The sequence below is a fragment of the Microcoleus sp. FACHB-1515 genome, from assembly GCF_014696105.1.
Classification (GTDB): Bacteria; Cyanobacteriota; Cyanobacteriia; order Elainellales; family Elainellaceae; genus JAAUTJ01.
This window is the reverse complement of the sequence record NZ_JACJPO010000066.1, coordinates 344,613-364,947: the sequence shown is the minus strand read 5'-3', so window position 1 is coordinate 364,947 and position 20,335 is coordinate 344,613. Positions and strand designations below refer to the sequence as shown.

The 20,335-nt window shown below is 53.9% G+C and carries 18 protein-coding genes and 1 tRNA gene; 7 read left to right on the top strand and 12 right to left on the bottom strand.

Annotated elements, in window-relative coordinates; all coding sequences use genetic code 11:
* The first annotated feature begins 68 nt into the window (after positions 1–68).
* Positions 69–935, top strand: a complete 867-nt coding sequence (locus tag H6F67_RS23935; protein ID WP_190769150.1) for an alpha/beta fold hydrolase — start codon at positions 69–71, stop codon at positions 933–935.
* A gap of 2 nt (positions 936–937) precedes the next feature.
* Here the strand turns inward: H6F67_RS23935 and H6F67_RS23930 are convergent, their stop codons facing one another.
* The 4 genes from H6F67_RS23930 to H6F67_RS23915 all read right to left on the bottom strand — a co-directional run bounded on the left by H6F67_RS23930 (position 938) and on the right by H6F67_RS23915 (position 5,227).
* On the bottom strand, positions 938–1,378 hold the full coding sequence (locus tag H6F67_RS23930; RefSeq protein ID WP_190769149.1) for an SRPBCC family protein: 441 nt from the start codon (positions 1,376–1,378) through the stop codon (positions 938–940).
* A 27-nt stretch (positions 1,379–1,405) separates the two neighbouring features.
* The gene (gene zds / locus H6F67_RS23925) at positions 1,406–2,875 is read right to left on the bottom strand and encodes a 9,9'-di-cis-zeta-carotene desaturase (RefSeq protein WP_190769148.1); all 1,470 of its coding nucleotides are present in this window, start codon (positions 2,873–2,875) and stop codon (positions 1,406–1,408) included.
* Positions 2,876–3,116: 241 nt separating this feature from the next.
* Positions 3,117–4,520: a hemolysin family protein gene (locus H6F67_RS23920; protein WP_190769147.1), complete on the bottom strand. Its 1,404-nt coding sequence runs from the start codon at positions 4,518–4,520 to the stop codon at positions 3,117–3,119.
* Between the two features lie 23 nt (positions 4,521–4,543).
* Positions 4,544–5,227, bottom strand: coding sequence for a hypothetical protein (locus tag H6F67_RS23915; protein ID WP_190769146.1), 684 nt, complete (start codon positions 5,225–5,227; stop codon positions 4,544–4,546).
* Between the two features lie 239 nt (positions 5,228–5,466).
* Between H6F67_RS23915 and H6F67_RS23910 the strand changes: the two genes are divergently transcribed.
* Positions 5,467–5,539 (top strand) — tRNA-Ile (locus tag H6F67_RS23910).
* A 122-nt stretch (positions 5,540–5,661) separates the two neighbouring features.
* Here H6F67_RS23910 and H6F67_RS23905 read toward each other — a convergent pair.
* Together H6F67_RS23905 and psb28 are read right to left on the bottom strand one after the other, a co-directional pair.
* The gene (locus tag H6F67_RS23905) at positions 5,662–6,165 is read right to left on the bottom strand and encodes a molybdenum cofactor synthesis domain-containing protein (protein WP_190769145.1); all 504 of its coding nucleotides are present in this window, start codon (positions 6,163–6,165) and stop codon (positions 5,662–5,664) included.
* Positions 6,165–6,500 carry a photosystem II reaction center protein Psb28 gene (psb28, locus tag H6F67_RS23900; RefSeq protein ID WP_190769144.1) on the bottom strand — a complete coding sequence of 112 codons (336 nt, stop codon included), beginning with the start codon at positions 6,498–6,500 and terminating at the stop codon, positions 6,165–6,167. Before psb28 ends, H6F67_RS23905 begins: the two co-directional genes overlap by 1 nt.
* Positions 6,501–6,719: 219 nt before the next feature.
* On the opposite strand from psb28, the gene H6F67_RS23895 reads away from it, so the two are divergent.
* Complete coding sequence (locus H6F67_RS23895) at positions 6,720–7,421, top strand: diacylglycerol/polyprenol kinase family protein (RefSeq protein ID WP_396798958.1); 702 nt, start codon at positions 6,720–6,722, stop codon at positions 7,419–7,421.
* Positions 7,422–7,458: 37 nt separating this feature from the next.
* A complete protein-coding gene (locus H6F67_RS23890) occupies positions 7,459–7,830 on the top strand; it encodes a hypothetical protein (protein WP_190769142.1) in 372 nt (123 codons plus the stop codon).
* A 37-nt stretch (positions 7,831–7,867) separates the two neighbouring features.
* Here H6F67_RS23890 and H6F67_RS23885 read toward each other — a convergent pair whose 3' ends face one another.
* A complete protein-coding gene (locus H6F67_RS23885) occupies positions 7,868–8,815 on the bottom strand; it encodes an MBL fold metallo-hydrolase (protein WP_190769141.1) in 948 nt (315 codons plus the stop codon).
* 247 nt (positions 8,816–9,062) lie between these two features.
* Positions 9,063–9,596 carry an inorganic diphosphatase gene (locus H6F67_RS23880; protein ID WP_190769193.1) on the bottom strand — a complete coding sequence of 178 codons (534 nt, stop codon included), beginning with the start codon at positions 9,594–9,596 and terminating at the stop codon, positions 9,063–9,065.
* Between the two features lie 712 nt (positions 9,597–10,308).
* On the opposite strand from H6F67_RS23880, the gene H6F67_RS23875 reads away from it, so the two are divergent.
* A complete protein-coding gene (locus H6F67_RS23875) occupies positions 10,309–11,652 on the top strand; it encodes a TldD/PmbA family protein (RefSeq protein WP_190769140.1) in 1,344 nt (447 codons plus the stop codon).
* Here H6F67_RS23875 and H6F67_RS23870 read toward each other — a convergent pair.
* Together H6F67_RS23870 and H6F67_RS23865 are read right to left on the bottom strand one after the other, a co-directional pair.
* Positions 11,639–12,451, bottom strand: coding sequence for a PIN domain-containing protein (locus H6F67_RS23870; RefSeq protein WP_190769139.1), 813 nt, complete (start codon positions 12,449–12,451; stop codon positions 11,639–11,641). The two genes, H6F67_RS23875 and H6F67_RS23870, sit on opposite strands and share 14 nt — an antisense overlap.
* 2 nt (positions 12,452–12,453) lie before the next feature.
* Complete coding sequence (locus H6F67_RS23865) at positions 12,454–13,971, bottom strand: site-2 protease family protein (RefSeq protein ID WP_190769138.1); 1,518 nt, start codon at positions 13,969–13,971, stop codon at positions 12,454–12,456.
* 145 nt (positions 13,972–14,116) lie between these two features.
* On the opposite strand from H6F67_RS23865, the gene H6F67_RS23860 reads away from it, so the two are divergent.
* The gene (locus H6F67_RS23860; protein WP_190769137.1) at positions 14,117–14,455 is read left to right on the top strand and encodes a hypothetical protein; all 339 of its coding nucleotides are present in this window, start codon (positions 14,117–14,119) and stop codon (positions 14,453–14,455) included.
* Here the strand turns inward: H6F67_RS23860 and murQ are convergent.
* Complete coding sequence (gene murQ, locus H6F67_RS23855) at positions 14,452–15,363, bottom strand: N-acetylmuramic acid 6-phosphate etherase (RefSeq protein WP_190769136.1); 912 nt, start codon at positions 15,361–15,363, stop codon at positions 14,452–14,454. The two genes, H6F67_RS23860 and murQ, sit on opposite strands and share 4 nt — an antisense overlap.
* A 3-nt stretch (positions 15,364–15,366) precedes the next feature.
* Complete coding sequence (locus H6F67_RS23850) at positions 15,367–15,759, bottom strand: DUF3110 domain-containing protein (protein WP_190769135.1); 393 nt, start codon at positions 15,757–15,759, stop codon at positions 15,367–15,369.
* A 234-nt stretch (positions 15,760–15,993) separates the two neighbouring features.
* On the opposite strand from H6F67_RS23850, the gene H6F67_RS23845 reads away from it, so the two are divergent.
* On the top strand, positions 15,994–20,322 hold the full coding sequence (locus H6F67_RS23845) for a GAF domain-containing protein (RefSeq protein WP_190769134.1): 4,329 nt from the start codon (positions 15,994–15,996) through the stop codon (positions 20,320–20,322).
* Positions 20,323–20,335 lie beyond the last annotated feature (13 nt).

Here is a 20,335-nt window from a genome sequence, read left to right as displayed (position 1 = left end):
TTGGGAGAAGGGGCTAGGGGATGAGGGGCAAAATTCATCGGGTAGCAAACCAAAGTTCGATCGCATTCATGGCTTACGTTTCAATTCGCGGCGTTGACCACTATTACGAGTGGGTCACAGCAGACGGCGGGCAACCTTCGGGAAAGCCCGTCATGGTCTTCATGCACGGCTGGGGTGGGTCTGACCGCTACTGGGAAAGCACCGCTCAAGCCCTCAAGCAGCAATTCGACTGTCTGCTGTACGATTTGCGCGGCTTTGGGCGATCGCCCCTCCCGAAACCAATCCCCGAAGAAGTCAAGGCGATCGGCTATGAACTCGAAACCTACGCTGAAGATCTCGCCTTGCTGTTGGATGCGCTTGGAATTCAGAAAATTGTGCTGAACGCGCATTCAACTGGAAGTTCGATCGCGGTATTTTTTCTCAACCTTTATCCCGAACGAGTCGATCGCGCCATCCTTACCTGTAGCGGCATTTTTGAGTACGACGAGAAAGCGTTCAAAGCATTCTACAAATTTGGCGGCTATGTCGTGGCGTTTCGTCCAAAGTGGCTGAGTCGGATTCCGTTTGTCGATCGAATTTTTATGGCGCGGTTTTTGCATCGATCGATTCCCCAGCGCGATCGTCAGGCATTCCTGGAAGATTTTCTAGTAGCCGACTACGACGCTGCGATGGGCACGATCTACACAGCGGTTAGCGAACGCGCGGTTGAAGTGATGCCCAAAGAATTCGCTCAGCTTCAAGTGCCGACGCTGTTAATTTCAGGGCAGTACGATCAAATTATTCCGGCTGAGATGGGGCGGCAGGCAGCGGCGTTGAATTCGATCGTCGAACATATCGTGATGCCCAAAACTTCGCATTTCCCAATGTTGGAAGATCCGGATACCTATCTTCAGCACGTGCGGCGGTTTTTGGCGATCGAACCTGCAACAATCTAAACTCAATTCGCTTGCGTTGCATAGTCGCGAAATCGCTCCATATCGGCTTGCAGCGAAGACTCCACGCCGCGTCGGATGAACGAATTATCGAGCAGGCGACGCAGGAAACCAGGCGGAAGATAGCCAACCGTGAGTTTGACGATGCTGCCGTTTGTGCCGCGATCGTAAAAGCGAATTGCGCCCCGATTCGGCAGTCCGTCCACCGATTCCCACTGAATAATTTGATGCTGAACTTGCTTCAGAATGCGAGACTGCCAGCTAAAATCTAAACCGCCTGTTGACAGCTTCCACCGCGACAAAGATGGATCTTCTTCTAACACTTTGACTGAATCAATCCACTTCATCCAGCGGGGCATCTGTTCCAGGTCTGCCCAAAGATTCCAAACGCGATCGATCGGAACCGGAACTTCAATTTGAACGCTGTGTTCGAGCCAGTCGGACATGAGGAATTCGGAGTTAGGAATTGGGAATTAGTAGCGGAACAGTCCTTGCCCTTGGACTTGATAGCCTGTGGGTTCAAGAATGGCGGCGGCGGCTTGCTTGCCGGAGATGGTTGCGCCTTCCATGCTGTCGATGTAGTCCTGAGCGGTGTAGCTTCCGGCGAGGAAGAAGTTGGGGACAGGGGTTTTTTGCGAAGGACGGTAGAGATCCATGCCGGGATTTTCGCGGTAGAGCGACTGGGCAAGCTTGACGACGTTCGACCAGGTGACGGTGAGATCGCGAGACGAGGGGAATAGATCGTGAAGCTGCTTGAGGGCGTGTTCAACGATTTCCTCGTTGCTCATGCGGATGAACGGATCGCCCGGAGTCAAAACCACCTGCATCAGCGAGCCTTGCCCTTCGCGGTAGTAGTCTTTCGGGCTAGTCAAGGCGAGATCGGCAAAGCAGGAGAAGTCTGCATCGGCGCTATAAAGCAGATTATCGAGTCCGGCTGCATGGTCTAGCTGTTTGCGCTCTGCCTCGTTCTGCATTTCCGTCACCCAGCCGTCAAAGCGCAACTGCACAGTCACGACTGGAACGGCTTCGAGCTTATAGATATTGTCAAATTCCTTGATGCTGCGCCACTCGGACGGCAGAAGTCGCTGAATTCCGGGCACGTCACAGGCGGCGAGGTAGGCATCAGCCGTGATCGTTTCTTCGCGATCGCCATCTGCCACCACTAAGCCCGTCACCGTGATCTGACCGTCCTTTTCCACAAACTCAATCCGGCGCGTTTGACGGCGAGTATGAACCTTTGCGCCTCGTTCTTCAATGAACCGGACGATCGGCTTGCTCAAAAACTCATCGGGCGATCCGGCCAGCATGTTCAGGCGGGATGCCTCAGTTTTCGAGGCGAACATCATGAAGATCGTCAGCATACAGCGAGCCGAAATTTGCTCGGTGTCGATGAATCCCAGCGCCAGCGCGATCGGATTCCACATGCGATCGAGGCTGTTTTGCGAGCCGCCGTGACTGCGAAACCAATCGGCAAAGCTGACGCGATCGAGCGATCGAATCCACTTCATCGCCACGTCGTAGCTGACCAGTCCGGGTACGATCGGACTTGTGCCCAGAGCGATCGCGTTTTTCACCTTGTCGATCACGGTAAGCTGTTCGGTTGTGAAAAATGCCTTCAGCCCGTGAAACGGCGCACCCAGCAAAAAGCGAAAGTCGAGCTTGCCAATTTCGCCGTCTTTGTTGACGAAGGTGTGGACGTGTTCTTTGGGCAGCAGACCATCAAACGCGCCAACGCGCCGCAACAGGGCAAACAGGTTGTAGTAGTTGTTGAAGAAGACATGCAGACCCATTTCGATGTGATTGCCGTCGGCATCGACCCAACTGCCGACCTTGCCGCCGACAAACGATCGCGCTTCAAACATCTCAACTTGATGACCCGCATCGGCCAATTCCACCGCAGCGGCTAATCCGGCCAATCCTGCCCCAACGATCGCAACTTTCATTCAAGCGTTCCTGCTTTGTGTTCCTTCACATATTTTAATGGCAAGGGAGGCCGAATCGACGCGAATCGACGCACGAACGGGCATTTCACTCTCTCTCTGCCAAATCGTCGTCAACCATCTCAAAGCGAGCATCTGGCAGCCATCACAAAATTTGGGCGGCAATGATGCCGTAATGTCTCAGCTTTTCGTCGTTGGAATAAAATTTGATCGCGCTCGGCGACAAGTTCAAATTGACGGGCGACTATTGCGATTCTTCGATCGCAGAACGGGCAGATTCTTCGATCGATTGGCGGCGATGAATTTGAATTTGGTGCAGGCGTGGCCCTTCCATTGAAACAACGGTAAAGTCTAAATTGCCGTACTGAAACTGTTCGCCCACAGCCGGAATTTTTTGGAGTTTATAGATGAGAAATCCGCCGATCGTCTGGTAGTCTTCTGAAGTTGGCAGATTGATTTTTAGCTGCTCGTTGACTTCATCGAGATCAAGCTGTGCCTGCACCAGGTAAGTTTGCAAATCAAGTCGCTGCACATCGGCATCTTCTAGATCTTCGGGTTCGTGCGTCTCACCAATAATCTCAACGATCAAGTCTTCGATCGTAATCAAGCCTGCCGTGCCGCCAAACTCATCAACAACCAGCATCATCGCCTGACCCGACTGCTGCATCAGTTGCAGCAATTCCTTCAGCGGCACATATTCCGGCACAAACTGAGCCGGACGCATGTAAGGCGCGATCGCCGTTTCTGGCCGAAGTTCGCCTTTGGCAAGCGGTTCGGCCAGTTCCTTAAAATAGATAATTCCCACCACGTCATCAAGCGATTCCCCGATCACCGGAAACCGTGAATGACCCGAATCGGCCACTTCAGTCAGCAAGGTTTGAAACGTGGCATCGCGATCGATTCCGACAATATTGGTGCGCGGCGTCATCACTTCACTGACGCTGACTTCCGAAAATTCCAGCACGTTGCTGAGCAGTTCGCGCTCCTCGGCTTCCAGTCCTGGTGACTCAGTCGAGTTGCTGATGATGAGTTGCAGTTCTTCTGGCGTGACGCGGTTATACCAGCCCTGACCCGTGTACTGCACGCCCACCAAGCGCAACAGCCAGCGCGTCGATTGATTCAACACCCAGATAAACGGATTAAACAGACGAGCGATCGCCAAGCTTGGCTCCGCTAAAATTCGCGCAAGCTGTTCGGGATACAAGAGCGCAACCGATTTGGGACACAGTTCACCCAGCACAATTTGCAGGTAGGCCAGCGTAATGAACGCGATCGGCACAGACAAAGAGTGCGACAGCATTTGCGTCACGTTAGGCGGCAGCGGCAGTTGAGCCAGCCAGGATGAAAGCACAACCGCCATCGTACTTTCACCGATCCAGCCTAGTGCTAAGCTCGACAGCGTGATGCCAAGCTGCGTCGTAGAAAGCAAGCGATCGATTCCCTGCTGAAGCGACTGCACAGTACTCGCCTGCAAATCGCCTTCGGCGGCAAGCTGATTGATCCGCGATTGGCGGACAGACACGATCGAAAATTCCGCAGTGACAAAAAAAGCGTTGATCGCAATCAGCAGCAGAACGGCTAATATGCGCGTCAAAACGGCTTGAGTCGGAAGTGTTGCAGCCGGAGCAGCGGCCAAAAAAGGAAACATGCGCGAAAAGCCAAAAAGGAAGATCACCTCGCGATCGGAATGTTGGTGACTTGAAGCTGAAGCTGCTGATTGGGATAGTCGGTCAGCGTCAACGACAACGACTTGGCATCGCCCAGCAGTGCCGTTGGGATGCTCACCGTTCCCGTAAACGATTCGCTATTGGACGGCAACTGTCCGGGCAGTCCCTCAGTGTTTGCACTAAAAGCGCGGCCTTGGTCGTCCGTGACGTTCATGAAGCTGTAGAGAAACTGCACGGCTTTGGAACTGCTATTTTGCAGGCTGACGTTAAGCAGCAGGTAGCCGTTTTCTTCGCGAGTCGATTGCACGGCCAGCGTCACGCCTTCTGTTTGGCTCATGAGCGGAAAGCCAGCCGTCGGAGCAGCAGACGGCTCGGCAGCAGGATTCGTCGCCACTTCGATCGCCGCTTTGTTCTGCTCGCTGCTGCTTCGATCCGGCTCTGGCTCGGCATCTCCTGACATCTGCGCCCGCACACTCCGCAAGATATCTGTTTCCTTGAGCAGGGCGATCGGCTGGCGCTGCGGCGTGTCGCGTCCGGCTAAATTGTGTCCCACTCGGCCATTCGGCTGCGTGACGCCTTTGAGCGCTTCACCGCCGACCGCATATCCCCACGCTGCGCTGACGACTCCGGCTCCGACCATCGCCGTCAGCAATACCAAAGTGAGCGCGAGCGTTGAGTTGACTTTCATAGCAAGCTAAAGAATGAAGAATTTAAAGTTAGCAGTCCTCGCCAAAGCCTGACAAGGTTGGCAATTGACCAATCACCATAGCGCGAAATGTCGATCGCTCAGCAGCAATTCAAACAAAGTTCAAGCGATCGACCTACCTGCCAAACTATTCAACACAATTATTTTCGCTCATCATATTCTCAAAATCGTGATTCAGCCGCTACGCTATTGATGTGGAGCAATCTACATCGGCAACATTTGCGCCGTTGACCGATTGGGGAGGTAGCGAACTCATAATTCGCCTTCAGGCTGGTTCGATTCCAGCACGGCGCACTTTCATTCCTTTGAACCGAAGCGATCGCGACGAGTTTAAGCTGCCGTTGCGATCGCTCAAAGGAACTTCATGGCTGACGACCCGAACTTAATTTTCGCGATCGGCCAAATTGGGCACAAGCCTACTGGCCTTGAATCTGGCTGACCAGATGCACCAGTTCCGGCAAAATCAATCGCTCCATCGCCAGCTTAACGGCATTAGAAGATCCCGGCAGCGAAAAGATCAGCTTGCCTGCATACACGCCTGCCACCGCCCGCGACGCCATCGCTCGCGACCCAATTTCTTCAAAGCTCAGGGCGCGAAACAGTTCGCCAAAACCAGGAAGGATTTTTTCTAAAAGCTGCTCGATCGCGTCGTAAGTTGTATCTCGCGGTGCAATTCCTGTGCCGCCGTTGAAAACGATCGCATCTAGATCGAGTCGCTGACCCAGCGTTTGCAGCAGATCGCCAATCTGGTCATATTCATCCGGCAGAATGTGATAGAAACCGATCGCGTGTCCTTCTGCTTCAAGCAGTTGACGAATCAGTTGGCCGCTGCGATCGGTTTCCGCTGTGCGCGTATCGCTGACGGTCACGATCGCACATCGCACGATCGTCGCTTCCCGATCTGGATGCGGAAGCGCCATCAGGACTTTTTGAAGCCAAGGTCGTTTTCTTCAGCGTAGCGATCCATAAAGCGCATGAAGCGATCCCACTCTTGCGGACTACGCATGATGTAGGTCGCTTCGAGGGCGGCAGGCTGACCGTTGATGAATTTGGCCTTGACTTCTCTAGTGGTGATTTCGCCTTCCTCGTCGATCATGTACATGCCCGTGATGTCGTCGGTGCTATCGTTGGCAAGCGCTTTTGGATACTCGAACAAAAACGTTGCTGTCCCATTGCTGCCATCTTTTGCTCGCGTCAAGCGCACATCCGGAATCGTATCTTCGGTGACGCCTCTCGCGAATTGAATTTCAGCCATATCGATTTCACCTACGTGCGCTAAACAACATTCCTTTACAATTATTCCACCACATCCGCTGGTGCAACTCAAGTCAATGGGCAATCCGTCCTGGATCAGCTTTGCTGGCCGCAAAGCGCTGTCCGGAGGAATCGATCCGAATGAAAGTCAGGCATACCGCACTCCGAGCACTCGAAAAATCCAGTAGAGTGAAAGAAAATTAACGTTGGAAATGGTGCGATCGTGACGGCAGCTTGGCCTGAATTGACCTTTGCGCTTTGGCAGCAAATTGGCATTGTTGCCTTGTGGCTTGGTGCGATCGTGCTGGCGGCTGAAGGTCTCGATCGCTTTGTCAAAGCAGAACCGGAAATTGTCCGCAAAGTTGTTCACATCGGCGTTGGCAATGTGATTTTGCTGGCTTGGTGGCTGCACATTCCGCTGTGGCTGGGCGTGATTGCCTCGCTTTTAGCAAGTGCGATCGCCTTGCTCTCCTACCGATTCACCATTTTGCGGAGCGTCAACAGCGTGGGACGCAAAAGCTACGGTACTTTCTTTTATGCGATTAGCTTTGGCGTGTTGATTGCTTGGTTCTGGTCGATCGATCGCCCGCAATATGCCGCGTTGGGTCTGCTGGTGATGACCTGGGGGGATGGACTAGCGGCGATCGTCGGGCAGCGCTTCGGCAAGCACCGCTACAAGCTGTGGGACGAGCAAAAAAGCTGGGAAGGCTCGATCGCGATGGCCTTGGTGAGCTACACGATGAGCGGTCTAATTTTTTTCGGGCTTCAGGGGAATAGTCCAGCGACCTGGCTGATTCCAATTCCGATCGCAATCATTGCTACCTTACTCGAAGCTTGCTCAAAGTATGGCGTAGACAATCTCACTGTGCCGATCGGCAGTGCGGCGATCGCGTTTGTGCTCGATCGGCTGTGGCTAGGATAGGATAAAAGTTTTCTACCCTCTCTATCTACCGGAAACTATGCGTAGGTCTGCGGCTGATGAACTGACAAAGCGCGATTTTCTGACAAGCTTGGGCATTTGGCTGGTGATCGAATTTGCCTGCTTTGTTTTGTTTCCACGCATGGGTTTGATCGAACCCAACGCCCGCCTGAACACTTGGTTTTGGATTAGTGTGCCGCTCGGTGTGATTGGCGCGTTTCTGGTGGCCGTCAGCTCTCGGCTGCTGGGACTCGCCGATTTAGACGACGGCAGCGATCGCGCTAAACGTAATTCGCGAATGCGGCTGGGGCAGATTGGCGGCTGGCTGGGTATTGGTGGAATTTTGTTTCCGTTTGTGATGATGGCCTACGAATTTTTCGTGACGGCTTCGGATCGGGTGAACCAGTCTTAGCTCCAACTTAGCCCGCACAGAATTTCCTAGCAAGAATTTAGCGATCGCCCACTGGCAAATTCAGCACCATACCTTCGCGAGCCAACTGTGCATTCGCATAAATGGCTTGCACTTCCGTCTCAATCTGATCGAGAAAATCGTCTTCGTGCGTCGGGTCGTGATGAAACATCACCATCTGCTTAACTTTCGCTTCGATCGCCAAATCGACGCAGGCTCGCCAAGTGTCGGGATTGCGCGTTTCGGCAGCCGCGCACGGATCGAAATAGGCGTGATTGGCAAATGCCGTATCAAAAATCAGCAGATCGGCATCTTGGGCGAAGTGCAAGAACGTCGGGTCGTGGGGATCGTGCAAATCCGCATCGGTAGCGTAAACGACGGTGCAGCGATTCCAGGTGACGCGATAGCCCAAGGCACGACTGTGGCGGTTGAGCAAAACCGTTTCAATTTCGACATCTTCGATCGCGATCGTGCTGCCCGGAGCGATATCGTGAAATTTCAGGTTCGATCGCATTGCCTGAAGCGGCACTGGAAAATTTGGCCTCAGCATTTGCTCATAGAGCCGCTGCTTGATGGAAGCGTTGTTGAGGCTGGCTGCACCGTAGATGTGAAAGCAGTTGCCTTCCATAAAGGCTGGAACGAAAAACGGAAATCCTTGAATCCGATCCCAGTGCGTGTGCGTAAAGAATAGGTGAGCTTCGATCGGCTTTTGCTCTTGCACCAAATGCTCGCCTAGGACACGCAGACCCGTCCCGGCATCGAAGATTAAGCGTTTGCCGCCGACCCGCAGTTCAACGCAAGCTGTGTTGCCGCCATAGCGCATCGTCGCTTGACTTGGAGAAGGAACGCTGCCGCGCACGCCCCAAAAGCGAACGGCGAATTCGGGCGGAGCGGCGGGAGCAGGCGCTAACCGCAAGACAGGCTGACTCGCGCTGCTCACCCGTCGCGAATCGTCAGTGGGGTAAATTGGAGCGTCAAAGCTTGACATCACGCACTGGATCAACCTTTGGTCTAGCAATTATTGTATCGACAGAGATTAGCAACAGCCAGCTTTTACTCAAAATGGTACAGGCGATCGCTGCACTCATCGACTCAAAGCAACTCTCTGAGAGTGCCCGCGATCGAGTGCCAATCAAACCTGTACGGCCTGCATCGTTTCTTTATACGTTGGCAATGAACTCTTTCGGGAACGATTGCAAATCAGGGGTTAGAAGAGCGATCCAACCCCCGTTGAACTAAACGGCAAGACTGTCGCGTCCGGGTTGACCCGCTCGAATGCAGGCTTCCACCAAGGGCATGACGTGATCGACATCTTTCCAGCCGAGAATTTCGGTTACTTTTTTCTCCAGGTTTTTGTAAGTTCTGAAGAATTCGGCAATTTCATCTAGCCGATGCGGAGCGATGTTTTGCAGCGAAGTGACGTGAGCAAAGCGCGGATCTTTATCGGGAACGCACAAGATTTTTTCATCGCGATCGCCCCCGTCGATCATTTCCAGCATTCCGATCGGGCGGGCGGCAATGACGCAGCCGGGAAACGTCGGTTGATCCATGATCACCATGCCGTCGAGCGGGTCGCCATCGTCCGCCAAGGTGTTCGGCACAAAGCCATAGTCATAGGGATATTGCACCGAAGAAGACAAGACGCGATCGAGCGCCATCGCCTGCAAATCCTTGTCAAATTCGTATTTGTTCTTGCTGCCTGCCGGAATTTCGACCAAAACATTGATCAGTCCGGGTTTTGGTTGGGCGGGAATGCGCGATAAATCCACAAGCGTCTCTCCAAGAAAAGAATAGCCAAAAAGAACAGCCAGCCAAATCGATTGAGCAACGCTGAACGTTGCGATCGATCGACCTGCTGCAATGCATTTTATGCGAATCCGTTCGGTACTGGGAAATCCAGGCTGAAACTTCACTGGCTCCAGTCAGACTATTTATTATCCTGTCCGACTGATGCAGGCAGACTGGAAACCGAAGGGAAATATGTAGTGGCAAAAATTGGAAGGGTTAGCGTGAGCAGCGCAATGAGCGTACCAATCACAGTTGAAACAGTTAGGCGGCTCGATTGCGATGAGTGAGCGGCTCTACTACTACCAGGTTCCATAAAAAAGGGGGGTAAACAACAAGCACCCAAAAGCGAGCGTGGGTACTTCAGCAGCAATCAGATATAACAGTGGAAGTTATCAATCAGATTATTACTGCTTATACTTCAATCCTAGCGCGATCGGCTAAAAAATGACTAACAATCGCTCTTGTGGTGTAGTTACTTTACTGGTAACACGATCGCCGCCCAGTGATCTCGGTCACTCCTGCTGCGTCCGGCAGCTTCACATTCCAATCAATTTCAAGGCGGATCATTGCAGTGAATGGCGAACAACCTGTGTCTGAAAGCAGCTTAGACGATCGCGATTTCTTCTCACCAGCGCAATTCCACCAGAAAATTTAGAAAGCTTCATTATTGAAAGAGACGGCAACTGAAAAATTATGACTAGCGTTTCTGAAATTTCCAATTCTGCCGAGTCGATCGCGCGTCAGCTTGGCATCACCAAATACGACATCTACGGCTCGACCGTTGACGAAACCAGCGTCCAAGTCGATACAGGCGAACCCAAGCAGGTGAAAGCTTCCAACCGCGCCAGCGTCATCGTTCGCGTCTGGAATGAAAACAACACTCTGGGCGTCACTTCCACAACCGACGTTGATCCTAAAGGCATCGAACTCGCGCTCAAAACCGCTCTGGAAGCGAGCTACTTTGGCGCAAAAGAAAATGTTCCGGACTTCAGCCCAGAGGCGACCGCTCCGATCGCTGAGACGCGCCATCCAACCCGCGATCCCCTCGCTCCCGTTGACCAACTGATTCAAACCTTGGCCGGAGCCGAACGCGAACTGCTTGATTCCCACGAGGCGATCGTGGGCGTTCCCTACAACGGCTTATCGCAGCGCAGCATCGACCAGTTCTACGTCAATAGTGATGGTGCAAAACGCACAGATGGCCGCGCCTACACGTCGCTGTATCTCTACAGCAAAACCGAGCAAGAAGGCAAAAAGCCGCGCAGTGCCGGAGCGTTCCGCATCGATCGCAGTCTCGATCGCATCGATCTGCAAGGCTGCGTTCAAGAAGCCGCTGACAAGACAATTAGCCACTTGAACTATCAGAAAATCAAGTCGGGTAAATATTTGGTTGTCTTTTCAGCAGAAGCATTTTTGAGCTTGCTGGGTGCGTTCTCAAATCTGTTCAACGCACAAAGCATTCTCGATCGGCAGAGCCTTTCGACGCCAGAATCGATCGGTGAAGCGATCGCCTCGCCGCTCCTTTCGCTGGCAGACGACGCGATGCACGAAGCCAACGTTGCCGAAGTCCGCTTCGACGGCGAAGGTACACCGACCCGCCGAGTGGATCTGATTCGCCAAGGCAAACTCGCCGGATTTCTGCACAGTGCGGGAACGGCCAAGCGGCTCAACGCTCAGCCGACCGGACACGCCAGCATCGGCGCAAAAGTCTCGGTCAGTCCGCATTTCTATCATGTCTTTAGCGAAGTAGAACCAGATCAAACCTTCAGCCTCGATACGGCTGAGAATGTCGTTTTGATTGACGATCTTTCTGCCCTTCACGCCGGAGTGAACGCGCTGCAAGGATCGTTCTCGCTTCCGTTCGACGGCTGGCTCGTCAACAAAGGCGAAAAAGTGAGCGTTGACGCCGCCACGATCGCCGGAGACATTCGCGATTTGCTCAAGTCGATCGTGTATGTTGAACCCGAAGCGGAACTGACGCCTTCGGGCGTTTGCCCTCGCGTCTGGGTGGAGAACCTGTCGATTACTGGCGAATAGCGGCGATCGAAGAGCGCTGACTCGACTGCTGGCCTGCGGGCTGGTTGTTGGGTCGCGCCAAGATTGCCCAAACGATCAGCAAGGCGGCAGCGGCGATCGCGGCGACCCCCCACAGCGGAATCGATCGTTTGCTCAGGGACGGCACAGACGGTTGAATTTTCGTCGATTGCCCTTTGGTCAATTGCCCTTTCGTGGATTGGCCTTTGGTCGTTTGCTGAATGGCAGTTTTCGTTTGGATGGCAGTTGCTTTGCCGCCGATCGCGCTGCGGGCAGGTGCGGCTTCGGCTTTTGCCGTCGATCGCATCTGCTGAAGCTTTTGGCTGACCGCGATCGGACGTTGACCCGATCGACACCATTGCAGCAAGGCCGCCCCCGTGATGCCGCACAAATTGGGCAACTGAATATCGTAGAGCCGCTGAAGCAGGGCGCGATCGGAACTGACTAGCACGACAAGATTGGCCGGATGATTTTGAGCTAGTCCATACGCACAGCGAGCAACGGCAAGCGATACTCGACTGCGCTTGGTCATCGCCTGACCGCTTGCCGCTCGTAAAGCGGGATGGTGTCCAGTTTCGTCGGTGATCTGCCAGCCGCTGTTTGCATAGAAGCGCTTAAAGGCGCGGGCAACTCGTTCTAGATCGGGATCGGGCGATCGATCGAACAAAAAATTCATTTCTTCGTACACCACCTGCGGCACATGACTTGTGCCGACCCGCGAAAACTCCAGCCACTCTCTTGGAGACGCGGCAGATAGCGCACTGATATCTAATACAAGTGAGACGGGGGGAAGCGCCGTCATGTTTATCCTCCAATTCCTAGGCGACCAGCCAAACTTGGAGTCAAGGGAAGCAGCGTCGCCGCCATTAGAAACAAAGCTAATAGCGCTAGTGCTGCTCGCGTGTCGTCCGGCTCAGTGAGTTCATTGAGGGCAGGACGCTCCAAGTCACGCTGCAAAAACAAAATGACGATCGCCCAATAGATCGCGAGCGGATTGACGAGGGCAGCCAGTCCCAAAACGATGAGGGTGGCGATCGTCGTAACTCTCGCGACGTTGCGGCCATAAATGGCTTGAACGATGCGTCCTCCGTCCAACTGTCCCGCAGGCAACAGGTTGATGGCTGTGACGACCAGCCCCAGCCAGCCCACCATCACCAGCGGATGAATTCCAACAAACGGCTGTTGAAGCTGATCGCCCAGAACAATCCGAGCAAGCGCCGCCACAAGAATCGATCCTTGAAAATATTCAGATCGCAGTTGAAAGAGACTTCCCTGATGAGATAATAATAAACCCCACAGCAGCATAACGACCGAAACGATTCCGCTGGCAGCAGGCCCAGCAAACGCAATGTCGAACAGCACCGATCGATCTTTTAGCCAAGACTGAATCCGCGTAATCGCTCCAAACGAGCCAATTTGCCAGGTTGGAATGAAAAACGGCGGACTGAGGCGAACCTGATGCCGCTGTGCCAAAACGCGATGGGCGCTTTCATGCGCGGCCAAGATCGTTAAGATTCCGAGCGCGATCGACGTGGTTTCTCGCCAGCGCGACGGTTCGCCAAAAAAGTCAAATCCCTGCAACAGTCCTGCCGTTTCCAGACAAGTCGCGATCGTTGCCACTGCCAGCCCTGCCGCCAAAATCCACTGCGCGATCGAAGTCGGTGCAGGATCGTCCACGCTCGGCAAAATAATCACAACCGGACGCTTTTCAGTCGGGTCTTGCACCAGAAATAAACGGTAGCGATCGCCCAAACTCGTTGCCAAACTTGCCGCCAAGCGATCGCGCACGATCGCCGCATCGCCGCGCAAATTGCCCTTAAAAATCATGCCGTTTCCGTATGGAATCGACTCGGTACTAAAAAACGTATCAACGCCGAAAATGGAGCGCATCGCCTGCAAATCTTCAGCGGGAATGGTCGCAGCATCGGTCAGCGAGGAGGACACGATCGCGCTACTGCCGTCGGGCGCGTCTGGAGTTTCGATCGATTCGGTCGGAGATTGAGTCGCCACTGGCTGGCTGGCCGCGCTTTTTTGAGCCGCCATCGCCGCGAATTTTTCTGCCAAAGCGGGATCTTGGGCAGCAATTCGCAACTGCCGACCGAGGAAGATGTAAATGCTGGCCGAAACGACAATCAGCAGCAGTGCGCCCGCCAAGTTGAGGTAGATTCCGGCTGCAAACAAGCTGAAAAATAACAGCCAGGGCAGCATCAGCACAGCCGACTGAAGCCAAGCGAGGATGCCAAGCTTGCCAAACGATCGAGCGCGGACAAAGCCCCAGCCCAAAATTGCGATCGCCACCAGCAAAATTAAAATAGTAATCATTAATTTTTGGTAAAAATTTGCACGAACCGCCTGTTCACTTTAAATTTTTGCACTAGCCGCTTCAATTTCCGCGCAGTGTCCGGGAAGATTGACCAATCAGCCTGTAGAACAAAAGAGTAACTGATGCTCGATCGGGAGTAACTTGATGCGGCTACTGGGTAAATTGGTTGGTCTGCTGCTAGTGCTAGCGGGAATTTATTTTCTAGGTGAAAACATTATTTTTACCACTCGAATTGTCGGCTACTGGTGGCGCGATGTTTCCGCCGCAGGTGCAGTCATCGCCACGATCGCCGGAATCCTCATGCTGCTGCACGGACGCGGAACCAGAGAACTCGGCTGGATTCTCGTGATTTTGGGAATTGCCCTCGTCTTTATCAACGGCAGCGTTATTTTGCGACCGACCAGCCTATGGACGTTTTTCCTGGCGTTTATTTCTCTTGTTGGCGGCTACAAGCTGATTACAACTGGCCGCCTCAACTTCTAAGGATTGACGGCTTGCAGTGCCGATCGCAACTGTCCGTAATGCTGCTTGAGCAGTTGCCGTCCCGTTTTTGCATCGACATTTGCCCAGTGCATCAGCAGCGCGAGTTTGACTTGGCGATCGCTGTTCTCCAGCAGTTCAGCAGCAGCAGAGCGATCGAGGTCGGTGAGGTCTTGCAGGATGCGGAGGGCGCGATCGTGCAGCTTTTGATTGGTGACGGCAACATCCACCATGCGATTGCCGTAAACCTTGCCCAGCTTCACCATCACGCCTGTTGAAAGAATATTCAGTGCCAGTTTGGTGACGGTTCCCGCCTTGAGGCGCGTTGAACCTGCCAGCACTTCTGCTCCAACAATCAAGCGAATATCCACATCCGCTTCAGCGGCCACCTGATCGGCAGGGACGCAGGCCATGAAAATCGTGGTTGCCTGACGCTGACGGGCAGCTTTCAGTGCGCCATGCACATAGGGCGTTGTGCCGCCCGCTGTGATTCCCACCACAACATCGGTTTGGCCGATCGATCGATCTGCGATCGCCTGTGCTCCGTCATCGGCTCGATCTTCTAACCCTTCTGAACTGCGAACTAAAGCCGCCGCTCCTCCCGCGAGAATGCCCTGCACCAGGTCGGGATCGGTGCAAAACGTGGGCGGACATTCTGCCGCATCCAAAACGCCCAAGCGTCCGCTGGTTCCTGCCCCGATGTAGAACAAGCGTCCGCCCTGGCTGAGCGCGGCAGCAGTGCGATCGATCGCTTCGGCCAGTTGGGATTTTACAGCCGCGATCGCTTCGATCGTGCGGGCATCTTCGCGGTTAAAGAGTTCGACGAGTTCCAGCGTCGAAAGCTGATCAAGGTTGATGCTGTTGGGATTGATTTGCTCGGTGAGCAGATGGCCGCGATCGATTGAAGTCATCGCCTAAAGTAGTCCCTCAAGCTGTTTGCGGATGCGATCGAGTTCGCTGCTGGTCAATTCCGTGATTTCTGTTTCTGAATCGGCAGTTTCCGGATTGACGGGACGATCAACTTGCCAGTCGGTTTCTTCGACAGTGGCTTCGGGCGGCATAAACAGCGAACCGATCGGAACCAGCTTGCAGTCAAAGCCTGCCGATTCGCAAAATTCTTCAATTTCTTCTGAGTCGATCGCTTCGACGCTGGGAGTCGGAAAATCTTGAGCTTCCAGCATCAGGCCAAAGCGCGTGGCGTCGTCTTCAGACTCAAACATCAAAACCACGTCGCGATCGTTCATGTGCAGCGAGTGAATTCCTTCATTGTCGGTGCGAGCATTAAACAGCAAAACATACACGCGCATAGCAAGTCTGGAACGTTAATCTACTTCAGTTTAGGCGATGTGGTGCTGAAGGTTGAGTCAAACGGCAACAAGTTATGAAGTCAGCGCCTGTTATTCGATGCGCTCTACCTTTTGGCTTTGCATCTGGGGCAATCTCAGTTCGATCGAATCATCGCAAATTTCCATCAGCAAGCGCGATCAATCCCAGCCTATATTAAGGGAAATATATAGTGATGCTTTCCCTCCACCGATCGCGTGAGTGAATATCAACTGCTGCGCCAAGAGCTAGCCCGCCTTGCTCAGCGAGTCGCCCAGCTAGAGCAAACGCCCGCTTCAATTTCATCAGAACCGTCGTTTTCTTCTTTGAACTTGCTGCGCTGCCTGCGCGAAGCACAAAGCTTGCCAGAATTTTTGAGCAATGTTGCCAGTCAGATACAGCAGCTTTTGCAGGTCGATCGCGTCCTGATTTGGCGAACAGAAAAAGCGATCGATATCGTTTTGGAAGCGCAAAGCGATGCGATCGCTGATTCGCAAGCGCAGCCAGATGCAGTCGTGCCGCTGTCGCAGCTTGTCGCCGGAGCGAGCTATCAAGCCGTTTCCAACTGTTCGCGGTCTCAGACCGTCCGCGCTTGGCTGGCCGTGCCCATTGCAAATCAGGCAGCTTGGGGCTTGATCGAGGCGCATCACAGCACCGAGCGAAGCTGGCTGCCGACCGAAATTGACATGGTGATGCAGGCGGCAGAACTCATTGGCATTGCCCTACGGCTGTTTGCCGCTCCCCAGGCAGCAGGGCGCGAGTCCGTTCCGGCAGCCTTGCGGGATGGCAGCCACATCATTGCCAGCGTGATCGAGCGCATTCGGCAAACGCTCGACATTCCCACAATTTTTCGTGCGACAACGCAAGAGTTGCGCTATGTGCTGGGATGCGATCGCGTCCTGCTGTACCGCTTCAATTCCGACTGGAGCGGCGATTTGGTGTATGAATCGGTTGGCGATGGCTGGAAACGATTGGTGAGCGAGGGCAACACAAGCTGGAACGACACCTATTTGCAAGAAAATTTCGGCGGCAAATATCGCTACAAAGATTTCTATGCAATTCATGACATCTATCGGAACTACCTGTCGCCCTGCCACATCGAAAGCCTAGAGCGATTTCAGGCGCGAGCTTACTGCGTCGTGCCTATCTTGGTGGGCGAAACGCTGTGGGGACTGTTGGGTGCTTATCAAAACGATCGCCCCCGCCAGTGGGAAGCTAGCGAAATCAGCTTGCTGCGGCAAATTGGCGCTCAGTTGGGCGTTGCCCTCGCTCATGTCAACGCGGTGATGCAGTTGCGCGTCCAGTCCGAGCAGCTACGGGGCGCACTGGAGCGCGAGCAGACAATTACCGAAATTATCGACAAAATTCGGCGATCGCAAGACATCCAAACGATCTTTCAAACGACAGTCGATGAAGCGCTGCATTTGCTGCAAGTCGATCGCGTCTTGGTATTTCGCTTTCATTCTGACTGGAGCGGAGAATATGTTGTGGAAGCGAAAACGGCTGGCTGGCGATCGATGCTCGATTCCCACATGGACTATCGCGATCTGTACGAAAACATTACTGATTGCAGCGTCAAGCTGTTAGTTGCGCCCAAGCTCACCGATACGCACCTGCGCGACACCAAGGGCGGCGCGTTCACCAGAGGCGAACTGTTTCGCGTCGTCAACGATGTCGATCGCGCGAATTTATCCCCGTGCTATCTTCGTTTAATCAGTTTGCTTCAGGCCAAAGCCTATGCGATCGTCGCGATCTATCGCAACCAACAGCTTTGGGGATTGCTCGGAGCCTATCAAAACGATCGGCCTCGGCAGTGGTGCAACGAAGATATCAAGTTTCTTGTGCAGATCAGCAGCCACTTGGGAATCGCCGTGCAGCAGGCAGAACTGCTCACTCAGGCTGAAGCCAAATCGACCGTTTTGCAATCAACGCTGGAAACGCAACTGCGGCAGCGAGCCAGCGAACTCGCACAAGAAGCCGATCGCGAACGAGCGATCGCCAAAGTGATCGACAAAATTCGCCGCACGCTCGATATTCAAACGATTTTTGAAACCACCACAACCGAAGTGCGGCAGTTGCTCGAAGCCGATCGCGTGGCAGTCTTTCGCTTTGATCCCGATTCGGACTGGAAGGATGGCGAATTTGTCTCGGAAGCCGTTTTGGACGGATATGACTCGGCGATCGCCACCCGAATTCACGACTACTGCTTTGGCGATCAGTTTGCGGAACTGTACCAAAAAGGCCGCGTACAAGTCGTTGAAGACATCTACGCTGCCGATTTGCTCGACTGCCACATCTCGATCTTGAGTCGGTTTCAAGTCCGCGCCAATCTGGTTGTGCCGCTGCTTCAGGGCGAACTGCTGTGGGGCTTGCTATGCATTCACCAGTGCGCCGCCCCGCGCCAGTGGCGCGTGCAGGAAATTGAATTTGTCATGCAGATCGCCGCACAGCTTGGCGTCGCTTTGCAGCAAGCCGAATTTTTGTCGCAGGTGCAGCGGCAATCGGCAGAACTGCAAATCGCCAAGGAAGCCGCCGATCGCGCCAACCAAGCCAAAAGCTTGTTTCTTGCCAACATGAGCCACGAACTAAGAACGCCGCTCAACGCCATCTTGGGCTTTGCCCAACTGATGAGCCGCGATCGCAGCCTCACAGTCGCCCAGCACGAATATCTCGACATCATTGGCCGTAGCGGTGAGCATTTGCTGACGCTGATTAACGACGTGCTGGAAATGTCCAAAATCGAAGCCGGACAAAGCAGCCTCAATGAAAGCGACGTTGATCTTTATCGCCTGCTCAACTCGATCGAAGCGATGCTCAACCTCAAAGCCGCCTCGAAACAGCTTGACCTGATTTTCGATCGCGCCCCGGATCTGCCGCAGTTCATTCGCACTGACGAAAGCAAACTCCGCCAAGTCCTGATCAATCTCGTGGGCAACGGCATCAAGTTCACGATGTCCGGCAGCGTGACGCTGCGTGTAGAAGTGAAGCATCAGCAGCTAGAGGTTCAAAAAACAGCCGACGCCCAATCTCTCACCCTCCACTTTGAAGTTGAAGATACTGGCCTTGGCATTCACCCGACCGAACTTGCGGATTTGTTCGAGGCGTTTACGCAAACGGAGATTGGCCGCAATTCGCAGGAAGGATCAGGCCTGGGACTGCCGATCAGCCGCAATTTTGTGCAGTTGATGGGCGGCGACATTACCGTTTCCAGCACAGTCGGCGTGGGGACAGTGTTTGCGTTTGAAATTGAGGTAGCGCGATCGACTCTGCCGCCGCAACTGCCCTGTCCGCGATCGGCGCATCGAGTCGTCGGCTTGGCTGCCGACCAGCCGAGCTATCGAATTTTGGTCGTGGAAGATCAATGGGCAAATCGTCAACTTTTGGTGAAACTGCTCGAATCGGTTGGCTTTCAGGTCGAGTCGGCACAAAACGGCCAAGAAGCGATCGCAATCTATCAGCGCTGGCAGCCGCATTTGATTTGGATGGATATGCGAATGCCCGTGATGGACGGCTATGAAGCGACGCGCCAAATCAAAGCCAATTCTGCTGCCGATCCGCCTGTTATTCTGGCGCTAACCGCGAATGCGTTTGAAGAAGAGCGGCTGGTGGCTTTGTCGATCGGCTGTGATGATTTTATTCGTAAACCGTTTGAAGAAACGCTGGTTCTCGACAAAATAGCCGAACATCTCAGCATCCGCTACACCTATGCCGACGATGTGCCGTCCGCGCCATCGCCCGATGCGCTCAGGGAAGCGATCGCCCCTGTCGAGGCGATCAATTTCGCGCCCGAAGCAGCGATCGAACCGGAATCTGCGCCCAATTCACTGCGGATTTTGCTGGCCGATGACAATGCGATGAATCAGATGGTGGCGCTGCAAATGCTTGAAGTGTTGGGCTATCGAGCCGATGTTGCAACCAACGGAATTGAAGTGCTCGAAGCGTTGCAGCGGCAGCCTTATGATCTGGTGCTGATGGACATCAAAATGCCGATTATGGATGGCTTTCGCGCCACCGAACAGATTCACCAGCTTTGCTCGCATCGCCCAATCATCGTTGCCCTGACTGCCAGCACCACCAAGAGCGATATCGACAAATGCTTGGCAGTGGGAATGAATGACTATCTGGCAAAGCCATTTCGCCTGCAAGACCTTGCCCAACTGCTCGATCGCTACCCGCGCCGCCCGTCGATCGAGCCGCTGCTTAATCCGCAAGTGCTGCAAAACCTCCGCAGCGTCGAAGCAAAAGGCGTCACCGGATTTGTCCGCCAGATGGTCGAAACCTTCAGCGAAGTTGCGCCCCGCCTGCTGAGCGACATCAACGAGGCGATCGCCCAATCCGACAGTCGCACTTTGGAACTCGCCGCTCATTCGCTCAAGTCGATGAGCGCTTCGCTGGGTGCAACCGCACTTGCCGATTTGTGCCAGCAGCTTGAAACGCTCGGCGAAACTGAAGATCTCACCACAGCCGCAGCGATCGCCACTGCCATTTTGCAAGAAGTTGATCGCGTCCAGCCTGCTTTGATTCAAGAGCGCGATCGAGCCGTATAGCCAGCCGTTTTCG